This is a genomic window from Pantoea sp. GM_Pan_3, from assembly GCF_026541045.1.
Taxonomy (GTDB): Bacteria; Pseudomonadota; Gammaproteobacteria; order Enterobacterales; family Enterobacteriaceae; genus Pantoea; species Pantoea anthophila.
This window is the reverse complement of record NZ_JALNVA010000001.1, coordinates 1320740-1339884: the sequence shown is the minus strand read 5'-3', so window position 1 is coordinate 1339884 and position 19145 is coordinate 1320740. Positions and strand designations below refer to the sequence as shown.

Sequence of the window (19145 nt, the reverse complement as noted above, 5' to 3'; positions counted from 1 at the left end):
ATTACCACTCAGAGGTAAACCCGCAGATACTCGGTCAGACAGAGCAGCGCCATTGCCTGGCCGTACGGCATTGAGGTCAGGGGAATGTTGCGGTAGTCATCGAGATCGCTGCTCATCGCGGTGCCAAACGAAACCTGTTTCAGCTCGCCATCTTCATCAATGTTGGCAATCACACCGCGCAGTGCTTTTTCAGCGACCTCACGAAATTCAGCGGGCAGATAACGCTTACGGACGCCTTTCAGAATCCCATAGGCAAAGCCAGCCGTGGCAGAGGCTTCCGGATAACTGTGCGGGTCATCGAGCAGGGTGTGCCATAATCCACTGCTGTGCTGACAGGCGCTGAGTGCCCTGACCTGGCTTTCCAGCACCTGCTGCAGAAAACGGCGGGTGGCGTGATGCTCAGGCCAGTCCATCATCTCCAGAAAGTCGGGGATCACTATCGTCACCCAGCTGTTGCCACGGGCCCAGCGCGCATTCGCGAAGTGATGGCGGCCGTCAAAGTTCCAGCCGTGAAACCACAAGCCGGTCCCGCGATCCATCAGATACTGGGTATGAAGCAGGAACTGATAAACCGCTTCCTCAATCCACGCGTCGCGCTTCAGCAGCTGCCCGATTTTGGCCAGCGCCATCACGCTCATCATGAGCGTATCGTCCCAGAGTTGCTGCCTGTTTTCGCTGTTATAGACAATGTGCTGCAGGCCACCCTGTTCGGTGCGCGGCATCTCATACATGACCCATTCCGCCCAGCGCTCAAGTACCGGCTTCCAGACCGGATTACCGGTCTCCTCATAGCGATAGGCCAGAGTCAGAAAAGGACAGACCGTATTGACATTTTTGGTCGGCGTGCCTTCCGCCAGCCGCTGCGAAAACCACGTATCGATAATCGACAGCGTCTGCTCATCACCGGTCTGCTGGTAGTAGTGCAGCATCCCATAGAGACCAATGCCGTGAGTCCACTCCCAGCCTGCCCAGCCTTTGGTATCAATCACCCGGCCATCATCCAGCCGCAGCAAAAATTCGCCGGTTTCGTCGGTGATGTTAATCAGATTTTGTGTCAGCTTCTCAATCAGCTGTACCAGTTCACGGCGTGGCAGCAGATACTCAGGCTGGCGCAGCAGCGGACTCTGTTTAACGGGAAAGAGCATCATGATTTATTCCTGTTTAAGGTCGGGTTTAAAGAAGGGGAGATCAGAGAGGGGGCCGGGAGTTTGCCGGGAGCGGGCTTGTTGCGATTGAGGAAGCCAATATTATTGTTACCCCACAGATTCTCATAGGGCATGCCCGCCAGCATTTCAACGATCCTGCGCGCGTCCGGGGTGATACTTTCCGGCACGATACGGCCCGCTTCGCGCATTTTCTGCGTCTCCTGACGCAGCACAGTATGGGTCTGCAGATTCAGCCTGAAGCGCAGTGACACCATAAAGCCGCAGGCCAGAACGGCGACGGTGCCGATGCTCAGAATCGCCAGGATGGTGTGGCTGACCCCGGGTAACTGCGTCGACTGACCTGAGACAAAGCCCGAGAGTTGCAGAATGATGCCAACCAGCATCACCGCACCCGCCTGCGACGCTTTCCGCGTCAGCGTCATGATGCCGGCAAAAATCCCTTCCCGTCGCTGACCGGTGATCACCTCATCCACGTCGGCGATATAGGTGTAGGTGTTCCACGGCACATAATTGATGCCGCCACGTCCCAGCCCAGCCAGGGCAGAGACGGCGAGCAGCAGTGACATGTTGTCGTTCAGGCCGGCATACCACAATCCGGCATAGGAGAGCGCTGCCAGGGCGAACAGGAGAGCCACCATACGGTAGGCGGGCGCAGGACCAAGACGGATGCAAAGCGGGATCATCACCATTACCGCGATGAACTGCAGCACCGCCATCGTGCCCATCAGGCTTGAGGCGACCTGGGCGCTCTGCATCAGCACAAATACCACATACCAGGTAAAGACGGCGTTAAAGATATCCTGAGCGATATAGCCACCGAGATACATGCCCAGGTGCTGGCGGAAGATGCGGATGCGCAGAGTAGAAGCCAGCTCAACGTAGAGCCGTTTCAGGCTCTGCCGGAGCGTCAGTTGCTGTTTTTCCAGCCCGGCCCGGCGCGACTCCGCGGAAAAATCATCAGGATGACGCTCCCAGGTAAAACACCACACCAGTGTCAGCACCAGCGCACAGATGACGGAGAAGACCAGACTGGCGTAGAAAAAGGAGAGAGGGTTATCTTTCCCCAGCCAGCCCAGCAAAAGGCCAGGCAAAAACGCTGCCAGTATGGCCGACAGCTGTGCCAGCCCGATGCGCGCCCCCGAAAAGTGCGTTTTTTCTCTGAAATCGTCCGTCATTTCCGGGACCAGCGTTTCATAAGGCACCAGGATCATGGTGTAGACGATGTCAAACAGCAGATAAGTGGAGAGATACCACCAGAAACTCATGTCGCTGACCCACATCAGGCTGTAACTGAACACCGCGGGAATGCCGAGCAGGATAAAGAATTTGCGGCGGCCAAAGCGTTTACCCAGTCGGGTCGAACCGAAGTTATCGGTGATAAACCCCATCAGCGGACTGACTATCGCATCCAGAACGCGGGCGGCGGCGAAAATCAGGGTGGCCTGAATCGGGGTCAATCCACAAAAGGTGGTGTAAAAATAGAGCAACCAGGCGGCAGTCAGTGCCGTCGTGCCGGCTCCAAGAAAATCTCCAGAACCATAGGCCAGATAGTGACCCGGACCAATTTTACGTGAGCGCATAGCAGAGGCTCCTTGAGGTTGTATGGCGGTTAACTCTGGTGACGCCGGACATCTCAACCGGACTGGTTAGCAAAGTAGAACTGACCGGAGGGGTAAACCTTCGCGATTTGGCAAGGGATGGCGCCAGGATGGCAACCAGATGAAGAAAAGGGGGGCGAAACTCATATTTATGAAACAGCGTTTCATTTTTATAATGAGGCGGTGGTCAGCAGGACCAGCAAAACGGCATACTGGCCAGGAAGATAGCGCGCTGCTGCAAAGGCAGGCTAACAAAACAAGAAAAGTGGCACCGAGGTTGAAAGAAAACAAATTTCTCCCTCATACTGCTTGATTACGACTCATGCTAAAGGAATTGCACCATGGCTGAAGAAACCATTTTTAGTAAAATTATCCGCCGCGAAATCCCCGCTGATGTGGTTTATCAGGATGAGCTGGTCACTGCCTTCCGCGACATTTCGCCCAAAGCCCCGACCCATATCCTGATCGTGCCGAATGTACTGATCCCGACGGTTAACGAGGCGGAAGCGGCGCATGAGCATGCGCTGGGCCGCATGTTCACCACCGCGGCGAAAATCGCCCGTCAGGAAGGCATCGATCAGAATGGTTATCGGCTGATTGTGAACTGCAATCAACATGGAGGTCAGGAGGTTTATCATATTCACATGCATCTGCTGGGTGGCGAACCGCTGGGCCCGATGCTTTCAAACTGAACTGACAACGGAAACGTGCTATGCGATCCTGGCTGACTGGCCTGCCGATCCTGCTCTGCCTGACGGCCTGTAGCAGTGATAAACCGATGATCAATACCTCGCAATCGCTGGTGATGGAGTCCTCTGTGCTGTCGGCAGGGATTATCACCGATGAGCCGACGCTGGATGAGAACGATGGACTGAAACGCGCCACCAGCGTGCTCTATAATCAGCGCGAAACCCCGGTCATTGTGCACTATCGTTACTACTGGTATGACGACAAGGGGCTGGAAATCACCCCGCAGGAACCGGCGCAGACCGTCACCGTTCCGGCACAAGGGAGCATTGTCGCCACATCGCAACTGGGTAACCTGACTGCCAGCAAGGTTCGTCTCTATCTCTATCTTTAAGGATTTTCGACGTGATACGCAGTATTAATCGTACCGGAGCGCTCCTGATGGCGCTCATTCTCACCGGCTGTGTCGTGAAGCAGCAGCAGCCCGCCACGGTTGAACCGACCCAGCCTTCTGAGCCGGTGCAGCCCGTTCCGCAACCTGAACCGGTGCCGCAACCGCAGCCACAGCCGGTGCCGCAGCCACCGAAGCTGGTGACGATCAACTGGGACGCCAGCGTTCAGCCGCTGGTGGCGCAGATGCTGCAGGCGACCAGCGCCGAGCCAGGCAGCGTGCTGCTGGTGGATCGGATTAAAAACAGCACCAACGGATCGCTGCAAAGCGAGAAAGCCACAGCGGCGATCCAGAATGCGCTGAACAACAACGGCAAATTCACTCTGGTTTCAGCCGATCAACTGGCACAGGCCAAGCAGGCGCTGGGTTTGTCACCGGATGACAGCCTGAACTCGCGCAGTAAAGCGATTGGCCTGGCACGCAATGTTAACGCGCAGTATGTGCTTTACAGCAATGCACGCGGCGATGTGAAAGCGCCGACCCTGCAGATGCAGCTGATGCTGGTGCAGACCGGCGAAATCATCTGGTCTGGCAACGGCATTGCACAGCATTGATTCCGCATTTTCGCGGATGATTCATCAGGTCACCGGCGAGCCAGAGAGGACGACATCGCTTCCGCTCGCCGGGCTGACCGGGCACAGTCAGAAAATCGTCAGCCCGCGTGGTCTCTTTATCGCGCGGGCGGCACCTCAGCCGCCGATTCCCTTTGTTGACCGGCAGCGCGAGTTTCGTCTGTTACGAAAACTGCGCGCCAGCGGAGTGGCCCCTCAGCCCGTTGCAGGCCACCGGCAGGGGAATGTGCTGAGCTGGTGTCCTGGCGAGGCGCTGGATGAACAGCGCTTCAGCCAGCAGCGTCCGCAGATTGTCACTCTGCTTCAACAGCTGCACCAGCAGCCGCTGACCGGCTACCGTCTGTCGCTGCTGCCGCTGCTCTGGCGGTACTGGCAGCAGGTTCCTCAGCGCAATCATCGCTGGCTGCGGGCGCTCCGGCAGCTGACGCAGCAGGGCGAACCTCAGCCGCTGAGGCTGGCACCGCTGCACATGGACGTGCATGCCGGGAATATTATCCAGGGTGAGACAGGGCTGCATCTGATTGACTGGGAATATGCCGCGGATGGTGATGTGGCGCTGGAGCTGGCCGCACTCTGCGCCAGCGATCCGCAAAACCAGGCCGACTGGCTGGCCGACTATGCTGCGGCAATGCGGCTGCCGCCTGATGCCCTGGTAAAGCAGGTCAGACGCTGGCAGCCCTGGCTGCGGTTACTGATAGCCAGCTGGTATCAGCTCCGTGCCGCTCAGTGTGACGATGAAGCACTACAACAGATGGCTCGACAGAGCTGGCAACAGATTTAATCGCGTCACGCAGAGGCGTAACGCTACAGGATTCAGGTTATGAAATCACATTTACCCGGCCCACTGATGCTCGACGTTGAGGGTTATGAACTGGATGGCGAAGAGCGCGACATCCTGCAGCATCCGCTGGTCGGCGGTTTGATATTATTTGCCCGCAATTATCACGATCCCGCTCAGCTGGCCGAGCTGGTGCGCCAGATTCGCGCCGCCTCGCACACCCGGCTGGTGGTTGCGGTGGATCAGGAGGGGGGGCGCGTGCAGCGATTCCGCGACGGCTTCACCCAGCTGCCCGCCATGCAATCTTTTGCCGCCCTTCACGACGCTGAGCGCGCCGGTGAGATGGCACAGCAGGCAGGATGGCAGATGGCGGCAGAGATGATCGCGATGGACATCGACATCAGCTTCGCGCCGGTGCTTGATGTGGGTCATATCAGCGCCGCGATTGGCGACCGCGCTTTCCATGACGATCCGGCTATCGCGCTTGCCGTCGCCCGTCGTTTTATCGCCGGGATGCATGAGGCGGGCATGAAAACCACCGGGAAACATTTTCCGGGGCATGGTGCGGTCAGTGCCGATTCGCACAAAGAGACCCCGCGCGATCCGCGCGATGAAAAAACGCTGCGTGAACATGACATGGCGATCTTCAGCCAACTGATAACCGAGCAGGCGCTGGATGCCATTATGCCCGCGCATGTCATCTACACCGACGTGGACCCGCTTCCTGCCAGTGGTTCGCCTTACTGGCTGAAAACCGTCCTGCGCGAGCAGCTGGGCTTCAACGGGGTGATTTTCTCCGACGATCTCTCAATGGAGGGCGCCGCGGTCATGGGCAGCTATCCTGAGCGGGCACAGCAGTCTCTCTCGGCCGGTTGCGACATGATTCTGGTCTGTAATCAGCGTCAGGGGGCTATCAGTGTGCTCGATAACCTGATCCCGGTCGGGTCAGAGCGGGTTACACAGCTGTATCATCAGGGCAGATTGACCCGCGATGCGTTGCAGGCAACGTCTCGCTGGAAAGAGAATGCCCGGCAACTGAGTGCACTTCAGGAACGCTGGCTGGCTCATAAAGCGTCGTGGTAAGGAGGGATTGCCCGGCGCTATCGATACCTTGAGGATTAACATGATCATCTATCTGCACGGTTTTGATTCAAACAGTCCAGGCAATCACGAAAAAGTGCTGCAACTGCAGTTCATTGACCCTGACGTCAGGTTGATCAGTTACAGCACCCGCCATCCTAAACATGACATGCAGTTTCTGCTGAAAGAGACGGACAAAATGCTGACCCTGTCTGACGATGACCGTCCGCTGATTTGCGGTGTCGGGCTGGGCGGCTACTGGTCAGAACGCATCGGATTTTTATGTGGCATCCGGCAGACGATCTTCAACCCTAACCTGTTTCCGCAGGAGAACATGGAAGAGAAGATCGACCGTCCGGAGGAGTATCAGGATATCGCCACGAAATGCGTCAGTGACTTTCGCGAGCGTAACCGCGATCGCTGCCTGACTTTTCTTTCCCGTCAGGATGAGGCGCTGGATACGCAGCGCATCGCCAGTGAGCTGCATCCCTTTTATCAGATTGTCTGGGACGAGACGGAAGGGCACAAATTCAAAAATATATCCCCACACCTTCAGCGGATAAAAGCCTTTAAAACAGCAGGTTAAGCAGAGCAGGCACCGCAGGGTGCCTGTTTTCATTGCGTAATTCTCTGAGTTTTATTCGTCTTCTTTGATGTATATCAATATTCTTATGTCCTCCTCTTCCTGCCATGCTATTCTGCCAGCAGATTGCGATTTTTAACTTCGCCAACCCTATGTTTATTAAGGTTTAATTTAACCTTCAGTTAACTTTTGGTTCACAATTTGAGGGGGTCTTTGTTGACTACATCTGTTAAGAAAATTGTTATCGTCGGCGGGGGAGCAGGCGGCCTGGAAATGGCGACGCAGCTGGGCCATAAACTGGGCCGTAAAAAGAAGGCCGAGATTATTCTGGTCGATCGCAACCACAGTCATTTGTGGAAGCCGCTGCTGCATGAAGTGGCGACGGGTTCGATGGACGAGGGCATTGATGCGCTGAGCTATCTGGCCCATGCCCGCAATCACGGTTTCGAGTTCCAGTTGGGATCGCTCACCGATATCGATCGCAGCCGTAAAGTGATCCGCCTGGCCGAAGTGCTTGATGCGCACGGTGAAGTGCTGGTGCCGCAGCGCGAAGTGGCCTATGACCAGCTGGTTATGGCGCTGGGCAGCACCTCCAATGACTTCGGCACGCCTGGCGTGAAAGATCACTGTATCTTTCTGGATAACCCGCATCAGGCGCGTCGTTTCCATAACGAGATGCTCAACCTGTTTCTGAAGTTCTCTGCCAGCGAAGGTAAGGTCGAGAAAGTGAATATCGCCATTGTTGGCGGCGGCGCAACGGGCGTTGAGCTCTCAGCCGAACTGCATAACGCGGTGAAACAGCTGCACAGCTACGGATTTAAAGGTCTGGGACGCGAAGCGCTGAACGTGACGCTGGTTGAAGCGGGCGAGCGCATTCTGCCTGCACTGCCACCGCGCATCTCTGCCGCCGCCCATCAGGAGCTCACCAAGCTGGGCGTGCGGGTACTGACACAGACTATGGTGACCAGTGCCGAGCGCAACGGTCTTAACACCAAAGGCGGTGAGTTTATCGAAGCCGATCTGATGGTCTGGGCGGCGGGCATCAAAGCACCAGACTTCCTGAAAGAGATTGGCGGACTGGAAACGAACCGTATCAACCAGCTGGTGGTGAAAGAGACACTGCAGACTACGCTGGATGATGACATCTATGCGATTGGCGACTGCGCCTCCTGCGCCCTGCCGGGTGGCGGATTTGTCCCGCCACGTGCTCAGTCGGCGCACCAGATGGCTTCACGCGCGATGGAAAATATCCTGGCGCAGCGTCACGGTAAACCGCTGAAAGCCTATGTTTATAAAGATCATGGCTCGCTGGTGTCGCTTTCCCGCTTCAGTACCGTCGGCAGCCTGATGGGCAACCTGATGCGCGGTTCCATGATGGTGGAAGGGCGCATTGCGCGCTTTGTCTACATCTCTCTCTATCGTATGCACCAGATCGCACTGCACGGCTACTTTAAAACCGGCCTGATGATGCTGGTCGGCAGCATCAACCGGGTGATCCGTCCGCGGCTTAAGCTGCACTGATTCGCCACAGGCGAGTACCATTTTGCTATCAGCCCCCTCATGGCAGGGGGCTTTTTTTTGCTTTTTACATGACCTGATTAAACCAACCCGCGATGATAAAAAGAGAGGGAAGTGTAGAGGTGGATAATCGCCTGACACGCATCCTGGTTCCGGCATAGTCGAATAAAAGGTTATCAGGTTGCATAATAATTAATATTTTCATTACCTGCGTTGTTGTTTGAGGGTCATTTCAGGCATTTCCAGCGCACGCGGCAGGTTGTTTTTTCTGACATTAAATCATTAAATAACGGCTGTGCTGTTGCAGACTTCTCTCTTCGTTAACGTCATTAATCAACGGAATGGTCTGAATAAATTCGCCGGTTAACGTAAATTACAGCCTGACGCTTTATGCCGTCATGGCCAGAATTTCTCGGATCAAATCTGACGCGCGTTAAATAATGGCCTGCCTGTTTTTCTGACAGGCAACCGGCCATGCAAGCGTCCTGCACGGATCATGTGAATAAATTCCTGTCCGACACAGGCGGTGAGGCAGGCAGAATTGTCTTTCTGTCCGATGTGGGTAATTCAGGGAATGAAGTCCTGCGCCTGGCGCAGGGAAATAAGGTATGAAATTATTAAAAGGATGATTCAGATGAAAAGCAAAATTACCCTCATGGCAGTGCTCTGCGCAGGGCTGTTAGCCGGCAATACTGCGCTGGCAAATAACCACACCGTCTCCATCGGCTATGCTCAAAGCAAAGTTGAAGACTTTAAAAATCTACGCGGCGTTAACGTTCAGTATCGCTATGAGTGGGACTCGCCTCTCAGCGTGATTGGCTCATTCAGCTACCTGAAAGGCGATGAAAGTTTTTCTGAGCGCGAAGATTTTTATGGTGATATCAGCGGATATGACGGCAAAACCAACGTGAAATATTATTCACTGATGGCAGGTCCGGCCTATCGCCTCAATGACTATGTCAGTCTTTATGCATTGATTGGTGCTGCCCATACCAAAGTGGATGAGAACGTGACCTACCTCGATGGCTGGTCCGAAAAATACAGCGAAAATAAAACCTCTTTGGCCTGGGGCGCAGGTATCGTCGTGAATCCAGTCAGCAACCTCTCGGTAAGTGTTGGCTATGAAGGCACTCGCGTGAAATATAGTGAAGATGTTGCCATCAATGGTTTTAACATCGGTATCGGTTACCGTTTCTGAGCCACCTTTGGTTCTCTGACCCCGGTCCTCTGGCCGGGGTTATTCCACATTCACCCCGATAAACAACGTTCAGACGCCAGACGCGCGCCCTGTGTTACCGGATAACGCCAGTGCCTGACAGCGTGCAGGGTAGTTTCTGTTATCCCATTGATTTAAATAAATTTATCCATAGCCTGTAAAAGCGGATACTGCTGCTTTTCTCTCCTCAGAACTCTCCTAAAAAATGGTCCTGAAAGCAAAGTGACCGATTTCCTCCATTTATCTGATGTTGCAATTTCGGTCCATCTGTAAAACTTCATCCCAACAAACACGGCGAGTCGCGCACGTCGGTTATGCCTCAGTTTACGAGGATGCTTTACGGCAGGAATGCGCGGTAACACTTTTCAGGAGGACTTCCTGTGAATAAATCAATGTTAGCGGGTATCGGTATTGGTGTGGCAGCAGCACTGGGTGTTGCCGCCGTAGCAGGCATGAACGTGTTTGATCGCGGTCCTCAATACGCTCAGGTACTGGCTGCAACGCCAATCAAAGAGAGCATCAGACAGCCACGTCAGGAGTGCCGTAACGTCACGCTGACGCATCGCCGGGCGGTTCAGGATGAGAACCGTATTGCTGGCTCGGTGTTGGGTGCAGTAGCCGGGGGCGTGTTAGGTCACCAGTTTGGTGGCGGACGCGGCAGGGACGTGGCAACCGTCGCAGGTGCGTTAGCGGGCGGTTATGCCGGTAATCAGGTCCAGGGCGGACTGCAGGATCGGGATACCTACACCACAACCGAGCAGCGCTGCAAAACAGTTTACGACAAACAAGAGAAACAACTGGGATATGACGTGACCTATAAAATAGGCGACCAGCAGGGCAAAATCCGTATGGAAAATGATCCCGGCACCCGTATTCCACTGGACCGCAATGGTCAGCTGATCCTTAACGGCGACCAGGCGTAATTGGGCAAAGCTTTGCCGCACTCGCGGCCACACAGCACGACGTAATAAAAAAGGCGCATCTCAGGATGCGCCTTTTTTCATGGCGTTCTGCGCGCCGCGCTTCGCCGGAAAACGGGCGAGGCGCGGAAGAACCGGTTACGCCTGATGCTCAGCCAGTTGTGAAACGAAGCTCTGCACCCAATCCATACGAATCTTTCTTTCCGTCAGCTCACGCGTAAACCGGAGCCGTGTCGGGCCATCCAGCTTCCACTGCTGAGGCTCTTTCTGCAGCAGGCTGATCAGCCAGGCCGGATCCACCTTGTTCTGCGGCGCAAAATCGAAATAGCCGCCTTTATCGCTGGCTTCAATCTTGCGCAGCCCCACCGCGCGGGCCTTCAGCCGGATGATGGCGACATCCAGCAGATTGCGCGCCGGATCGGGCAGCAGGCCAAAGCGGTCGATCATCTCCACTTTCAGCTCCTGCAGCTCCTCTTCCGCTTCCGCGCTGGCGATGCGCTTATAGAGCGACAGACGGGTGCTGACATCCGGTATAAAGGTCTCCGGCAGCAGCGCGGGCATCCGCAGTTCTACCTCGGTCTGATTGCTGGTGAGATCCTCCAGTGAAGGTTCACGCCCCGCTTTCAGCGCATCGACGGCGTTCTCCAGCAGCTCCATATAGAGCGTGAAGCCCAGCGTCTCCATCTGCCCGCTCTGCTCATCACCCAGCAGTTCACCAGCCCCGCGAATCTCCAGATCGTGCGTTGCCAGCGCAAAACCGGCCCCCAGATCTTCGAGCGAGGCGATCGCCTCCAGTCGCTTATGCGCGTCGGTGGTCATCGCCTTCGGATGTGGCGTTAACAGCCAGGCATAAGCCTGATGGTGCGAACGCCCGACGCGGCCGCGCAACTGATGCAGCTGCGCCAGGCCAAAGTGGTCGGCCCGCTCGATGATGATGGTGTTAGCGGTAGGAATATCGATCCCGGTTTCGATAATGGTGGTGCAGACCAGCACGTTGAAACGCTGATGATGGAAATCGTTCATCACCCGTTCCAGCTCACGCTCACGCATCTGCCCGTGGCCGATCGCTACCCGCGCCTCCGGCACCAGTTCGCTAAGACGCTGTGCCGCTTTCTCAATATTTTCGACATCGTTGTAGAGGTAGTAGACCTGGCCGCCACGCAGAATCTCACGCAGAATCGCTTCGCGGATCACCAGATCATCATATTCGCGCACAAAGGTTTTCACCGCTAAGCGGCGGGCAGGCGGTGTGGCGATAATGGAGAGATCGCGCATGCCGCTCATCGCCATATTCAGGGTACGCGGAATAGGCGTGGCGGTCAGGGTCAGGATGTCCACATCTGCCCGCATCGCCTTGATGCGCTCTTTGTGACGCACCCCGAAACGGTGCTCCTCATCGACAATCAGCAGACCCAGATCGTGCCATTTCAGATCGCTCATCAGCAGCTTATGCGTGCCGATCAGGATGTCGATCTTGCCTTCGCTGGCCTGTTCCAGCACCTGCGCCTGCTCTTTCGCGGTGCGGAAGCGGGACAGCATCTCAATGCGCACCGGCCAGTTGGCGAAGCGATCGCGGAAGTTATCGTAGTGCTGCTGCGCCAGCAGGGTAGTCGGCACCAGCACGGCAACCTGCTTGTGGTTCTCAATAGCCAGAAACGCGGCGCGCATGGCCACTTCCGTTTTACCGAAGCCCACATCACCACACACGAGGCGGTCCATCGCCAGCGGCTGACACATATCGCTCAGCACCGCATTGATGGCCTGAGCCTGATCGGGGGTGGTCTCAAACGGGAAGCTTTCGCAGAACAGCTGATACTGTTCGCGGTCATGCTTAAAGGCAAAACCGGTTTTGGCGGCGCGCTGCGCATAGATGTCCAGCAGCTCCGCCGCCACGTCGCGCACTTTTTCGGCGGCTTTCTGCCGTGCGCGAGACCAGGCATCGCTGCCCAGTTTGTGCAGCGGCGCGTTTTCGTCAGCCCCACCGGCATAGCGGCTAATCAGATGCAGCGAGGAGACCGGCACGTAAAGTTTGGCGTCGTTCGCGTAGGAGAGCATCAGGTATTCCGCCTGGATGCCACCCGCTTCCAGCGTGGTCAGGCCGATATAGCGGCCCACGCCGTGCTCCAGATGCACCACCGGCTGACCGGGATGCAGCTCCGCCAGGTTACGGATAAGGATATCCGGGTTAATGGTGCGGCGGGTATCCTGACGGCGGCGGCTGACGCGTTCGCCCAGCAGATCGCTTTCGCAAATCAGCGCCCGGTTCCCCACGGTGTCGATAAAACCCCGTTCGCTGGCCCCGATCATCAGGCTGAAACGATCCTCACCGGTCTCATCGAAGCGATGCACCGGCTGAGGACGCAGTTTGATGCGTGCCAGCAGCTCCTGCAGGCTTTCCCGGCGGCCCTCACTTTCAACCGAGAAGACCACGGCACCGCTGAAGGTGTCGATAAACTGACGCAGCGGGTCAAGGGGCGCTTTTGCCTGGGTCTGAACGGCCACATCCGGCAGCGGGGTATAACCGAGATTGGTGTTGGCGGCTTTTGCCGGCAGCACCTCATTGGTCATGGAGATGCGCGGCCAGGCTTTCAGCTCGCCCATGAGACCGTCCGGACGCAGCCACAGGGTGGCTGGCTCCAGCAGCGGACGCATCGGATCGACGCGACGATTCTCGTAACGCGCCTCCGCATCCTGCCAGAAGCGGGTGGCACTGCCTTCCAGATCGCCGCAGTTCACAATCAGGGTGTTGTCAGGCAGATAGCTGAACAGGCTGGGCAGAGGCTGCTCAAAAAACAGCGGCTGCCAGTATTCGATGCCCGCCGGGAGCGTGCCCTTGCTGACCTGCTGATAGATATGCTCCGACTCGCGACGCACGTCGAAGATCTCACGCCAGCGGCTGCGGAACAGCTCAATGGCTGCCTTGTCGCTGGGAAATTCATGCGCGGGCAGCAGATTGATTTCCGGCACCGCTTCCAGCGTACGCTGACTGTCAACGTCGAACAGACGCAGGCTGTCAATCTCATCATCGAAGAAGTCGATGCGGTAGGGCTGATCGCTGCCCATCGGAAACAGGTCGAGCAGGGCGCCGCGCGTCGCGTATTCACCGTGCTCCATCACCTGGTCGACATGGCGATAACCCGCCTGCTCAAGCTGGTCGCGCAGCCTGTCGCGCGACAGTTTTTGTCCCTGTTTCATCACCAGGGCGTGACCGTGCAGGAAGCTGTGCGGGCAGACGCGCTGCATCAGCGTGTTGACCGGCATAATCAGCAACCCGCGCTGCATCACCGGCAGCTGGTAAAGGGTCGACAGGCGGGAGGAGATAATATCCTGATGCGGTGAAAAGCTGTCGTAGGGCAGCGTTTCCCAGTCAGCGAGATGGGCCACTGGCAGATCGGTAAACTGGCGGATTTCATCCAGCAGACGCAGGGCGGTTTGGGTATCGGGCGTAATCATCAACACCGGACCGGCATGTCGCTCGGTAATGCTGGCACACTCTACCGCGTGCGCAGCGCCGATAAGCTGACCAAGCTGCCGGTGATCGCCGGATTTAACGGGCAGGGTATAACGAGTCTGTTCGGGCATGGGATCTCGGGGTTGCTCCATTTTTCCAGGACGTAATCATTCCATATTATGTCAGGGGGATCACCTTTGCGGCACAATTTTCCTGCCGCGCCGCGCTGAACCCGAATCGGGCAGTGCTTACCGGGTGTCAGCGGTAACGCAGCGGCTAAAAAGAGAATAGACGGAGTCGGGCGGGGGGATCGGAAAAAACCACCGTCGCCATGCAGCGACGGGGTTAAACGGGCATTTATTTTATGGATTGCTGTGTGTAATGCATGCGTGGGCGGTCGATATTCGCCCAGGATAACTCCTGCTCAGGATGAAAACTGAGGTTGCCGTCGTCCCACTTTACGTAGTAGCCAGCCGATGCCGCTCCCTGCTCAAAGACGTTGATAATCTCGCCCCGGATCTCCCCGGATTGATGTTTCACGATGCTGCCTTTGGGAAATCTGAACATGGTCGCTACCTCTGTGGCCGGGCGATAACCTCGCTTCTTATCCTGTTACTGATTGTAGTCTACCCCCTGCGGTGGCGGATAATCAGCCAATAAGCGGCGGCTTTATGCGCTATTCCCCGGCTTTGGCAGGGAATGTGACGCATTCTGATGCAACTTTGCTGCCGACTCAGAGGGTTAGAGGTTTCATAAAGCCAGCCTCTCCTTTATCATCCCACTACCTATTTTCAGGCAACGGCTTACTGGATTCCATGTATCAACCTGTCGCGCTATTTATCGGTCTGCGTTACATGCGCGGACGAGCATCGGATCGCTTCGGTCGCTTTGTCTCCTGGCTCTCAACGATTGGCATTACGCTCGGCGTGCTGGCGATGGTGACCGTGTTATCGGTCATGAACGGATTTGAGCGTGAACTCGAAGGCAATATTCTTGGCCTGATGCCTCAGGCGCTGATCACCAGCGACAAAGGCAGCATTAATCCGCAACAGCAACCCGCCCGTTCCCTCAACCTCAACGGGGTCAGCCGCATTGCACCGCTGACCACGGCGAATGTGGTGTTGCAAAGCCCGCACAGCGTCTCGGTTGGGGTGATGCTCGGTATCGCGCCGGATGAGAAAGATCCGCTGACGCCGTTTCTGGTCAACACCGATCAGCGCGTCCTGCAGGCCGGGCAGTACAATGTCATCCTCGGGGAACAGCTGGCTTCTCAGCTGGGCGTTAAACGCGGCGACCAGCTGCGTCTGATGGTGCCGTCGGTCAGCCAGTTTACGCCGATGGGCCGCGTGCCGAGCCAGCGCCTGTTTACGGTGGCGGGCACCTATGCTGCCAACAGCGAAGTCGATGGTTATCAGATCCTGGTCAATCTTCAGGATGCGTCGCGTGTCATGCGCTATCCGGCCGGGAATATCACCGGCTGGCGACTCTGGCTCGACAAACCGCTTGAGGTTGACAGCCTGAGCCAGCAGACGCTGCCGGCGGGCCTGGTCTGGAAAGACTGGCGCGAGCGCAAAGGCGATCTCTTCCAGGCGGTGCGTATGGAGAAGAACATGATGGGCCTGCTGCTGAGCCTGATCATCGCCGTCGCCGCCTTTAACATCATTACATCGCTGGGCCTGCTGATCATGGAGAAGCAGGGCGAAGTGGCGATCCTGCAAACCCAGGGCCTGACTCGCCGGCAGATTGTGGCGGTGTTTATGGTTCAGGGAGCCAGCGCCGGTATTATCGGCACGCTGCTCGGCACCCTGCTGGGCGTGCTGCTCGCCAGCCAGCTCAACACCTTAATGCCGGTCATTGGCCTGTTCCTGGATGGCGCAGCATTGCCGGTCGATATTAATCCGTGGCAGGTGGTGACCATCGCCCTCAGCGCGATGATCGTGGCGCTGCTGTCTACGCTTTATCCTTCATGGCGCGCTGCCGCCGTTCAACCCGCTGAGGCTTTACGTTATGAGTAACTCTCCTTTGTTGCAGTGTCGCGACCTGTGCAAACGCTATCAGGAAGGCAGCGTGCAGACCGATGTGCTGCGCAACGTGGCTTTCAGCCTCCAGCCGGGTGAACTGATGGCGATTGTCGGCAGCTCCGGTTCCGGTAAGAGTACGCTGCTGCATCTGCTCGGCGGCCTGGATGCGCCAACCTCTGGCGATGTGGTCTTCGACGGCCAGTCACTCAATGCGATGTCCTCCTCCGCCAAAGCCGAACTGCGCAACCGCGAGCTGGGCTTTATCTATCAGTTCCATCATCTGCTGCCGGACTTCAGCGCGCTGGAGAATGTGGCGATGCCGCTGCTGATTGGCAAAACCGCCAAAGCGGAAGCGCAGGATCGCGCCCGTGAAATGCTGGCCGCGGTCGGGCTGGACCATCGCGCCGCGCACCGGCCGTCTGAGCTTTCCGGCGGCGAGCGTCAGCGTGTGGCGATTGCCCGTGCGCTGGTCAACCGTCCCCGGCTGGTGATGGCGGATGAGCCAACCGGCAACCTCGATGCGCGCAACGCCGACGCCATTTTTGAACTGCTGGGCGAACTGAACGTCCGTCAGGGCACCGCCTTTCTGGTGGTGACCCACGATCTGATGCTGGCAAAACGCATGACGCGTCAGATGGAGATGCGTGACGGGCAGTTAAGCGATCGGCTCACCCTGGCAGGAGCGGTGTAATGGGTTCGTCGTTATCCCTGTTGCTGGGCCTGCGCTTCAGCCGCGGACGCCGCCGGGGCGGCATGGTGTCGCTGATTTCGGTGATCTCCACCATCGGTATCGCCCTGGGCGTGGCGGTGCTGATTATCGGTCTGAGCGCCATGAACGGCTTTGAGCGTGAACTGAATAACCGCATTCTGGCGGTGGTGCCGCACGGTGAGATCGAGGCGGTGAATCAGCCGTTTCAGCACTGGCAATCGATGATCGCCCCGATTGAAAAGGTGCCCGGCATTGCGGCCGCCGCCCCCTACGTTAACTTTACCGGCCTGATTGAGAGCGGAGCCCGGCTGGAAGCGCTGCAGGTCAAGGGCGTCGATCCGGCACAGGAGCCGCGCCTGAGCGCGCTGCCGCAGTTTGTGGCAGACAACGCCTGGTCCTCCTTTGCCGCCGGTAAACAGCAGATCATCCTCGGCGGCGGCATTGCCAAATCGCTGAATGTGAAGCAGGGCGACTGGATCACCATCATGATCCCGAATAACGATGGTGATAATAAACTGCTGCAGCCAAAACGCATCCGGCTGCAGGTGAGTGGCATCCTGCAACTCAGCGGTATGCTCGATCACAGCCTGGCGCTGGTGCCGCTGGCTGATGCCCAGCACTATCTGGAGATGGGGGAGAGCGTCTCCGGCATCGCCCTGAAGATGACCGACCCGTTCCAGGCGGTTAAGCTGGTGCGCGAGGCCGGTGAGGCGACCCGCTCTTACGTCTACATTAAGAGCTGGATCGGCACTTACGGCTACATGTACCGCGACATTCAGATGATCCGCGCCATTATGTATCTGGCAATGGTACTGGTGATTGGCGTCGCCTGCTTCAACATCGTCTCCACACTGGTGATGGCGGTGAAAGATAAGAGCAGCGACATTGCGGTCCTGCGTACCCTGGGTGCCAAAGACCGCCTGATCCGTGCCATCTTTATCTGGTACGGGCTGCTGGCAGGTCTGCTGGGCAGCGTCAGCGGCGTGGTCGCGGGCGTGCTGGTGGCGCTGAATCTGACGAAACTGGTGCGCGGACTGGAGTCGATCACCGGTCATCATCTGCTGGCGGGCGATATTTACTTTATCGACTTTCTGCCGTCGGAACTGCACTGGATTGATGTGTTCTCAGTACTGATTACTGCGATTCTGTTGAGTCTGCTGGCGAGCTGGTATCCCGCCAGACGCGCCAGCCGCATTGACCCGGCTCGGGTTTTAAGCGGTCAGTAGGACAATGCGGCGCGAGTGATTATCGCGCCGCTTTTGTTTAAGACCTTTGCTATGGGGTTCTGCCCCCGGCAACCGTTACTATCGGGTGATGTTTACCCGGAATCTGTTCAGAGCAGCTCGCCGCAGCTGCTACGCCAGGAGATTTTATGCGAACACCACGTCGCCGCATACGACTTGCCCGCCTGAAGAAAACCCGGCGAAAAGTGCATCAGCGCTTTCGTCAGCGCATATTTGAGCGCGATCGTCAGGCCGAACTGGCCGCCCACCCTCTGCCGCATGTGGTGATCCTGACCGGCGCAGGTATTTCCGCCGAGTCCGGCATTCGTACATTTCGCGCGGCTGACGGTCTTTGGGAAGAGCATCACGTAGAAGATGTGGCAACACCGGAAGGCTTTCAGCGCGATCCCGCGCTGGTGCAGCGCTTCTACAATGCGCGCCGTCAGCAGCTGCAGCAGCCAGAGATTCAGCCCAATGCGGCCCATCTGGCGCTGGCGGAGCTGGAGCAGGTGTTAGGCGATAATTTTCTGCTGGTTACGCAGAACATCGACAACCTGCATGAGCGCGCCGGAAACAGCCGGGTGCTGCATATGCACGGCGAGCTGTTAAAAGTGCGCTGTGTGACCAGCGGCCAGGTGATTGAGTGGAGCGGCGATATCACTCCTGACGATCGTTGCACCTGCTGCCAGTTTCCCTCCGCACTTCGACCGCATGTGGTCTGGTTTGGTGAGATGCCGCTGGGCATGGAGCAGATTTATCAGGCGCTGGAACAGGCCGACTATTTTATCGCCATCGGCACCTCGGGCCACGTCTATCCGGCGGCGGGCTTTGTTCACGAAGCCAGACTGCAGGGCGCGCATACCGTTGAGCTGAACCTGGAGCCGAGCCAGGTGGGCAACGAGTTTGCCGAGCGGCATTACGGCCTGGCGAGTGAAGTGGTGCCGGAGTTCGTGCATAAGCTACTGCGCGGTCTTTATAAATAAACAGGGGCGGCGATGGCCGCCCCTGTTGTTATCGACGACGTCTGCCCCGATGCAACAATCTCGTCATCCGGCGTTTTTTTCGGGCTTATTACTTTGCTGAAGGTCAGCGACAGCGCTAACCTGTCTGCTGATGATTTTACGCAACGTTGTGACAGGCCGATCGGTGAATAATACCGCACAGCACTTTTA

The 19145-nt window shown here is 57.1% G+C and carries 18 protein-coding genes; 14 read left to right on the top strand and 4 right to left on the bottom strand.

The window, feature by feature from the left end; all coding sequences use genetic code 11:
* Nucleotides 1-8: 8 nt before the first annotated feature.
* Together OXR04_RS06330 and OXR04_RS06325 are read right to left on the bottom strand one after the other, a co-directional pair.
* Nucleotides 9-1148, bottom strand: coding sequence for a glycoside hydrolase family 88 protein (locus OXR04_RS06330; protein ID WP_009090855.1), 1140 nt, complete (start codon nucleotides 1146-1148; stop codon nucleotides 9-11).
* Entirely contained in the window at nucleotides 1145-2746 is a 1602-nt protein-coding gene (locus tag OXR04_RS06325) for an MFS transporter (RefSeq protein ID WP_111207924.1), read from the bottom strand. Before OXR04_RS06325 ends, OXR04_RS06330 begins: the two co-directional genes overlap by 4 nt.
* A 359-nt stretch (nucleotides 2747-3105) precedes the next feature.
* Between OXR04_RS06325 and hinT the strand changes: the two genes are divergently transcribed.
* The 9 genes from hinT (at nucleotide 3106) to OXR04_RS06280 (ending at nucleotide 10572) form a co-directional block, all read left to right on the top strand.
* Complete coding sequence (hinT, locus tag OXR04_RS06320; RefSeq protein WP_009090851.1) at nucleotides 3106-3456, top strand: purine nucleoside phosphoramidase; 351 nt, start codon at nucleotides 3106-3108, stop codon at nucleotides 3454-3456.
* 20 nt (nucleotides 3457-3476) lie between these two features.
* A complete protein-coding gene (locus OXR04_RS06315) occupies nucleotides 3477-3845 on the top strand; it encodes a DUF1425 domain-containing protein (RefSeq protein WP_009090849.1) in 369 nt (122 codons plus the stop codon).
* 11 nt (nucleotides 3846-3856) lie between these two features.
* Nucleotides 3857-4456: a penicillin-binding protein activator LpoB gene (gene lpoB / locus OXR04_RS06310; protein WP_009090848.1), complete on the top strand. Its 600-nt coding sequence runs from the start codon at nucleotides 3857-3859 to the stop codon at nucleotides 4454-4456.
* Nucleotides 4457-4472: 16 nt separating this feature from the next.
* Complete coding sequence (gene thiK / locus OXR04_RS06305) at nucleotides 4473-5255, top strand: thiamine kinase (protein ID WP_267369581.1); 783 nt, start codon at nucleotides 4473-4475, stop codon at nucleotides 5253-5255.
* Nucleotides 5256-5294: 39 nt separating this feature from the next.
* Nucleotides 5295-6335, top strand: coding sequence for a beta-N-acetylhexosaminidase (gene nagZ / locus OXR04_RS06300; RefSeq protein ID WP_058957492.1), 1041 nt, complete (start codon nucleotides 5295-5297; stop codon nucleotides 6333-6335).
* 40 nt (nucleotides 6336-6375) lie between these two features.
* Nucleotides 6376-6918 carry an alpha/beta hydrolase YcfP gene (gene ycfP / locus OXR04_RS06295; protein ID WP_267369491.1) on the top strand — a complete coding sequence of 181 codons (543 nt, stop codon included), beginning with the start codon at nucleotides 6376-6378 and terminating at the stop codon, nucleotides 6916-6918.
* Between the two features lie 213 nt (nucleotides 6919-7131).
* The gene (locus tag OXR04_RS06290) at nucleotides 7132-8436 is read left to right on the top strand and encodes an NAD(P)/FAD-dependent oxidoreductase (protein ID WP_009090841.1); all 1305 of its coding nucleotides are present in this window, start codon (nucleotides 7132-7134) and stop codon (nucleotides 8434-8436) included.
* Nucleotides 8437-9067: 631 nt separating this feature from the next.
* Nucleotides 9068-9631, top strand: coding sequence for an Ail/Lom family outer membrane beta-barrel protein (locus OXR04_RS06285; protein WP_140924311.1), 564 nt, complete (start codon nucleotides 9068-9070; stop codon nucleotides 9629-9631).
* Between the two features lie 398 nt (nucleotides 9632-10029).
* Nucleotides 10030-10572, top strand: coding sequence for a glycine zipper 2TM domain-containing protein (locus OXR04_RS06280; protein WP_009090837.1), 543 nt, complete (start codon nucleotides 10030-10032; stop codon nucleotides 10570-10572).
* A 135-nt stretch (nucleotides 10573-10707) separates the two neighbouring features.
* On the opposite strand, the gene mfd is transcribed toward OXR04_RS06280, so the two are convergent.
* Entirely contained in the window at nucleotides 10708-14151 is a 3444-nt protein-coding gene (mfd, locus tag OXR04_RS06275) for a transcription-repair coupling factor (RefSeq protein ID WP_267369489.1), read from the bottom strand.
* Between the two features lie 226 nt (nucleotides 14152-14377).
* Nucleotides 14378-14587 (bottom strand): hypothetical protein, encoded by a 210-nt coding sequence (locus tag OXR04_RS06270; RefSeq protein WP_009090835.1) that lies wholly within the window; start codon nucleotides 14585-14587, stop codon nucleotides 14378-14380.
* Nucleotides 14588-14835: 248 nt separating this feature from the next.
* Here OXR04_RS06270 and lolC point away from each other — a divergent pair, with 248 nt between their 5' ends.
* The 5 genes from lolC (at nucleotide 14836) to OXR04_RS06245 (ending at nucleotide 19127) form a co-directional block, all read left to right on the top strand.
* The gene (gene lolC, locus OXR04_RS06265; RefSeq protein ID WP_009090834.1) at nucleotides 14836-16035 is read left to right on the top strand and encodes a lipoprotein-releasing ABC transporter permease subunit LolC; all 1200 of its coding nucleotides are present in this window, start codon (nucleotides 14836-14838) and stop codon (nucleotides 16033-16035) included.
* The gene (gene lolD, locus OXR04_RS06260; protein WP_111207919.1) at nucleotides 16028-16732 is read left to right on the top strand and encodes a lipoprotein-releasing ABC transporter ATP-binding protein LolD; all 705 of its coding nucleotides are present in this window, start codon (nucleotides 16028-16030) and stop codon (nucleotides 16730-16732) included. The genes lolC and lolD overlap by 8 nt, the downstream gene beginning before the upstream one ends.
* Nucleotides 16732-17976, top strand: a complete 1245-nt coding sequence (lolE, locus tag OXR04_RS06255; RefSeq protein ID WP_009090832.1) for a lipoprotein-releasing ABC transporter permease subunit LolE — start codon at nucleotides 16732-16734, stop codon at nucleotides 17974-17976. The genes lolD and lolE overlap by 1 nt, the downstream gene beginning before the upstream one ends.
* Nucleotides 17977-18122: 146 nt before the next feature.
* The gene (cobB, locus tag OXR04_RS06250; RefSeq protein WP_140924303.1) at nucleotides 18123-18956 is read left to right on the top strand and encodes a Sir2 family NAD+-dependent deacetylase; all 834 of its coding nucleotides are present in this window, start codon (nucleotides 18123-18125) and stop codon (nucleotides 18954-18956) included.
* Nucleotides 18957-18968: 12 nt separating this feature from the next.
* Nucleotides 18969-19127, top strand: coding sequence for a hypothetical protein (locus OXR04_RS06245; RefSeq protein WP_265136397.1), 159 nt, complete (start codon nucleotides 18969-18971; stop codon nucleotides 19125-19127).
* Nucleotides 19128-19145 lie beyond the last annotated feature (18 nt).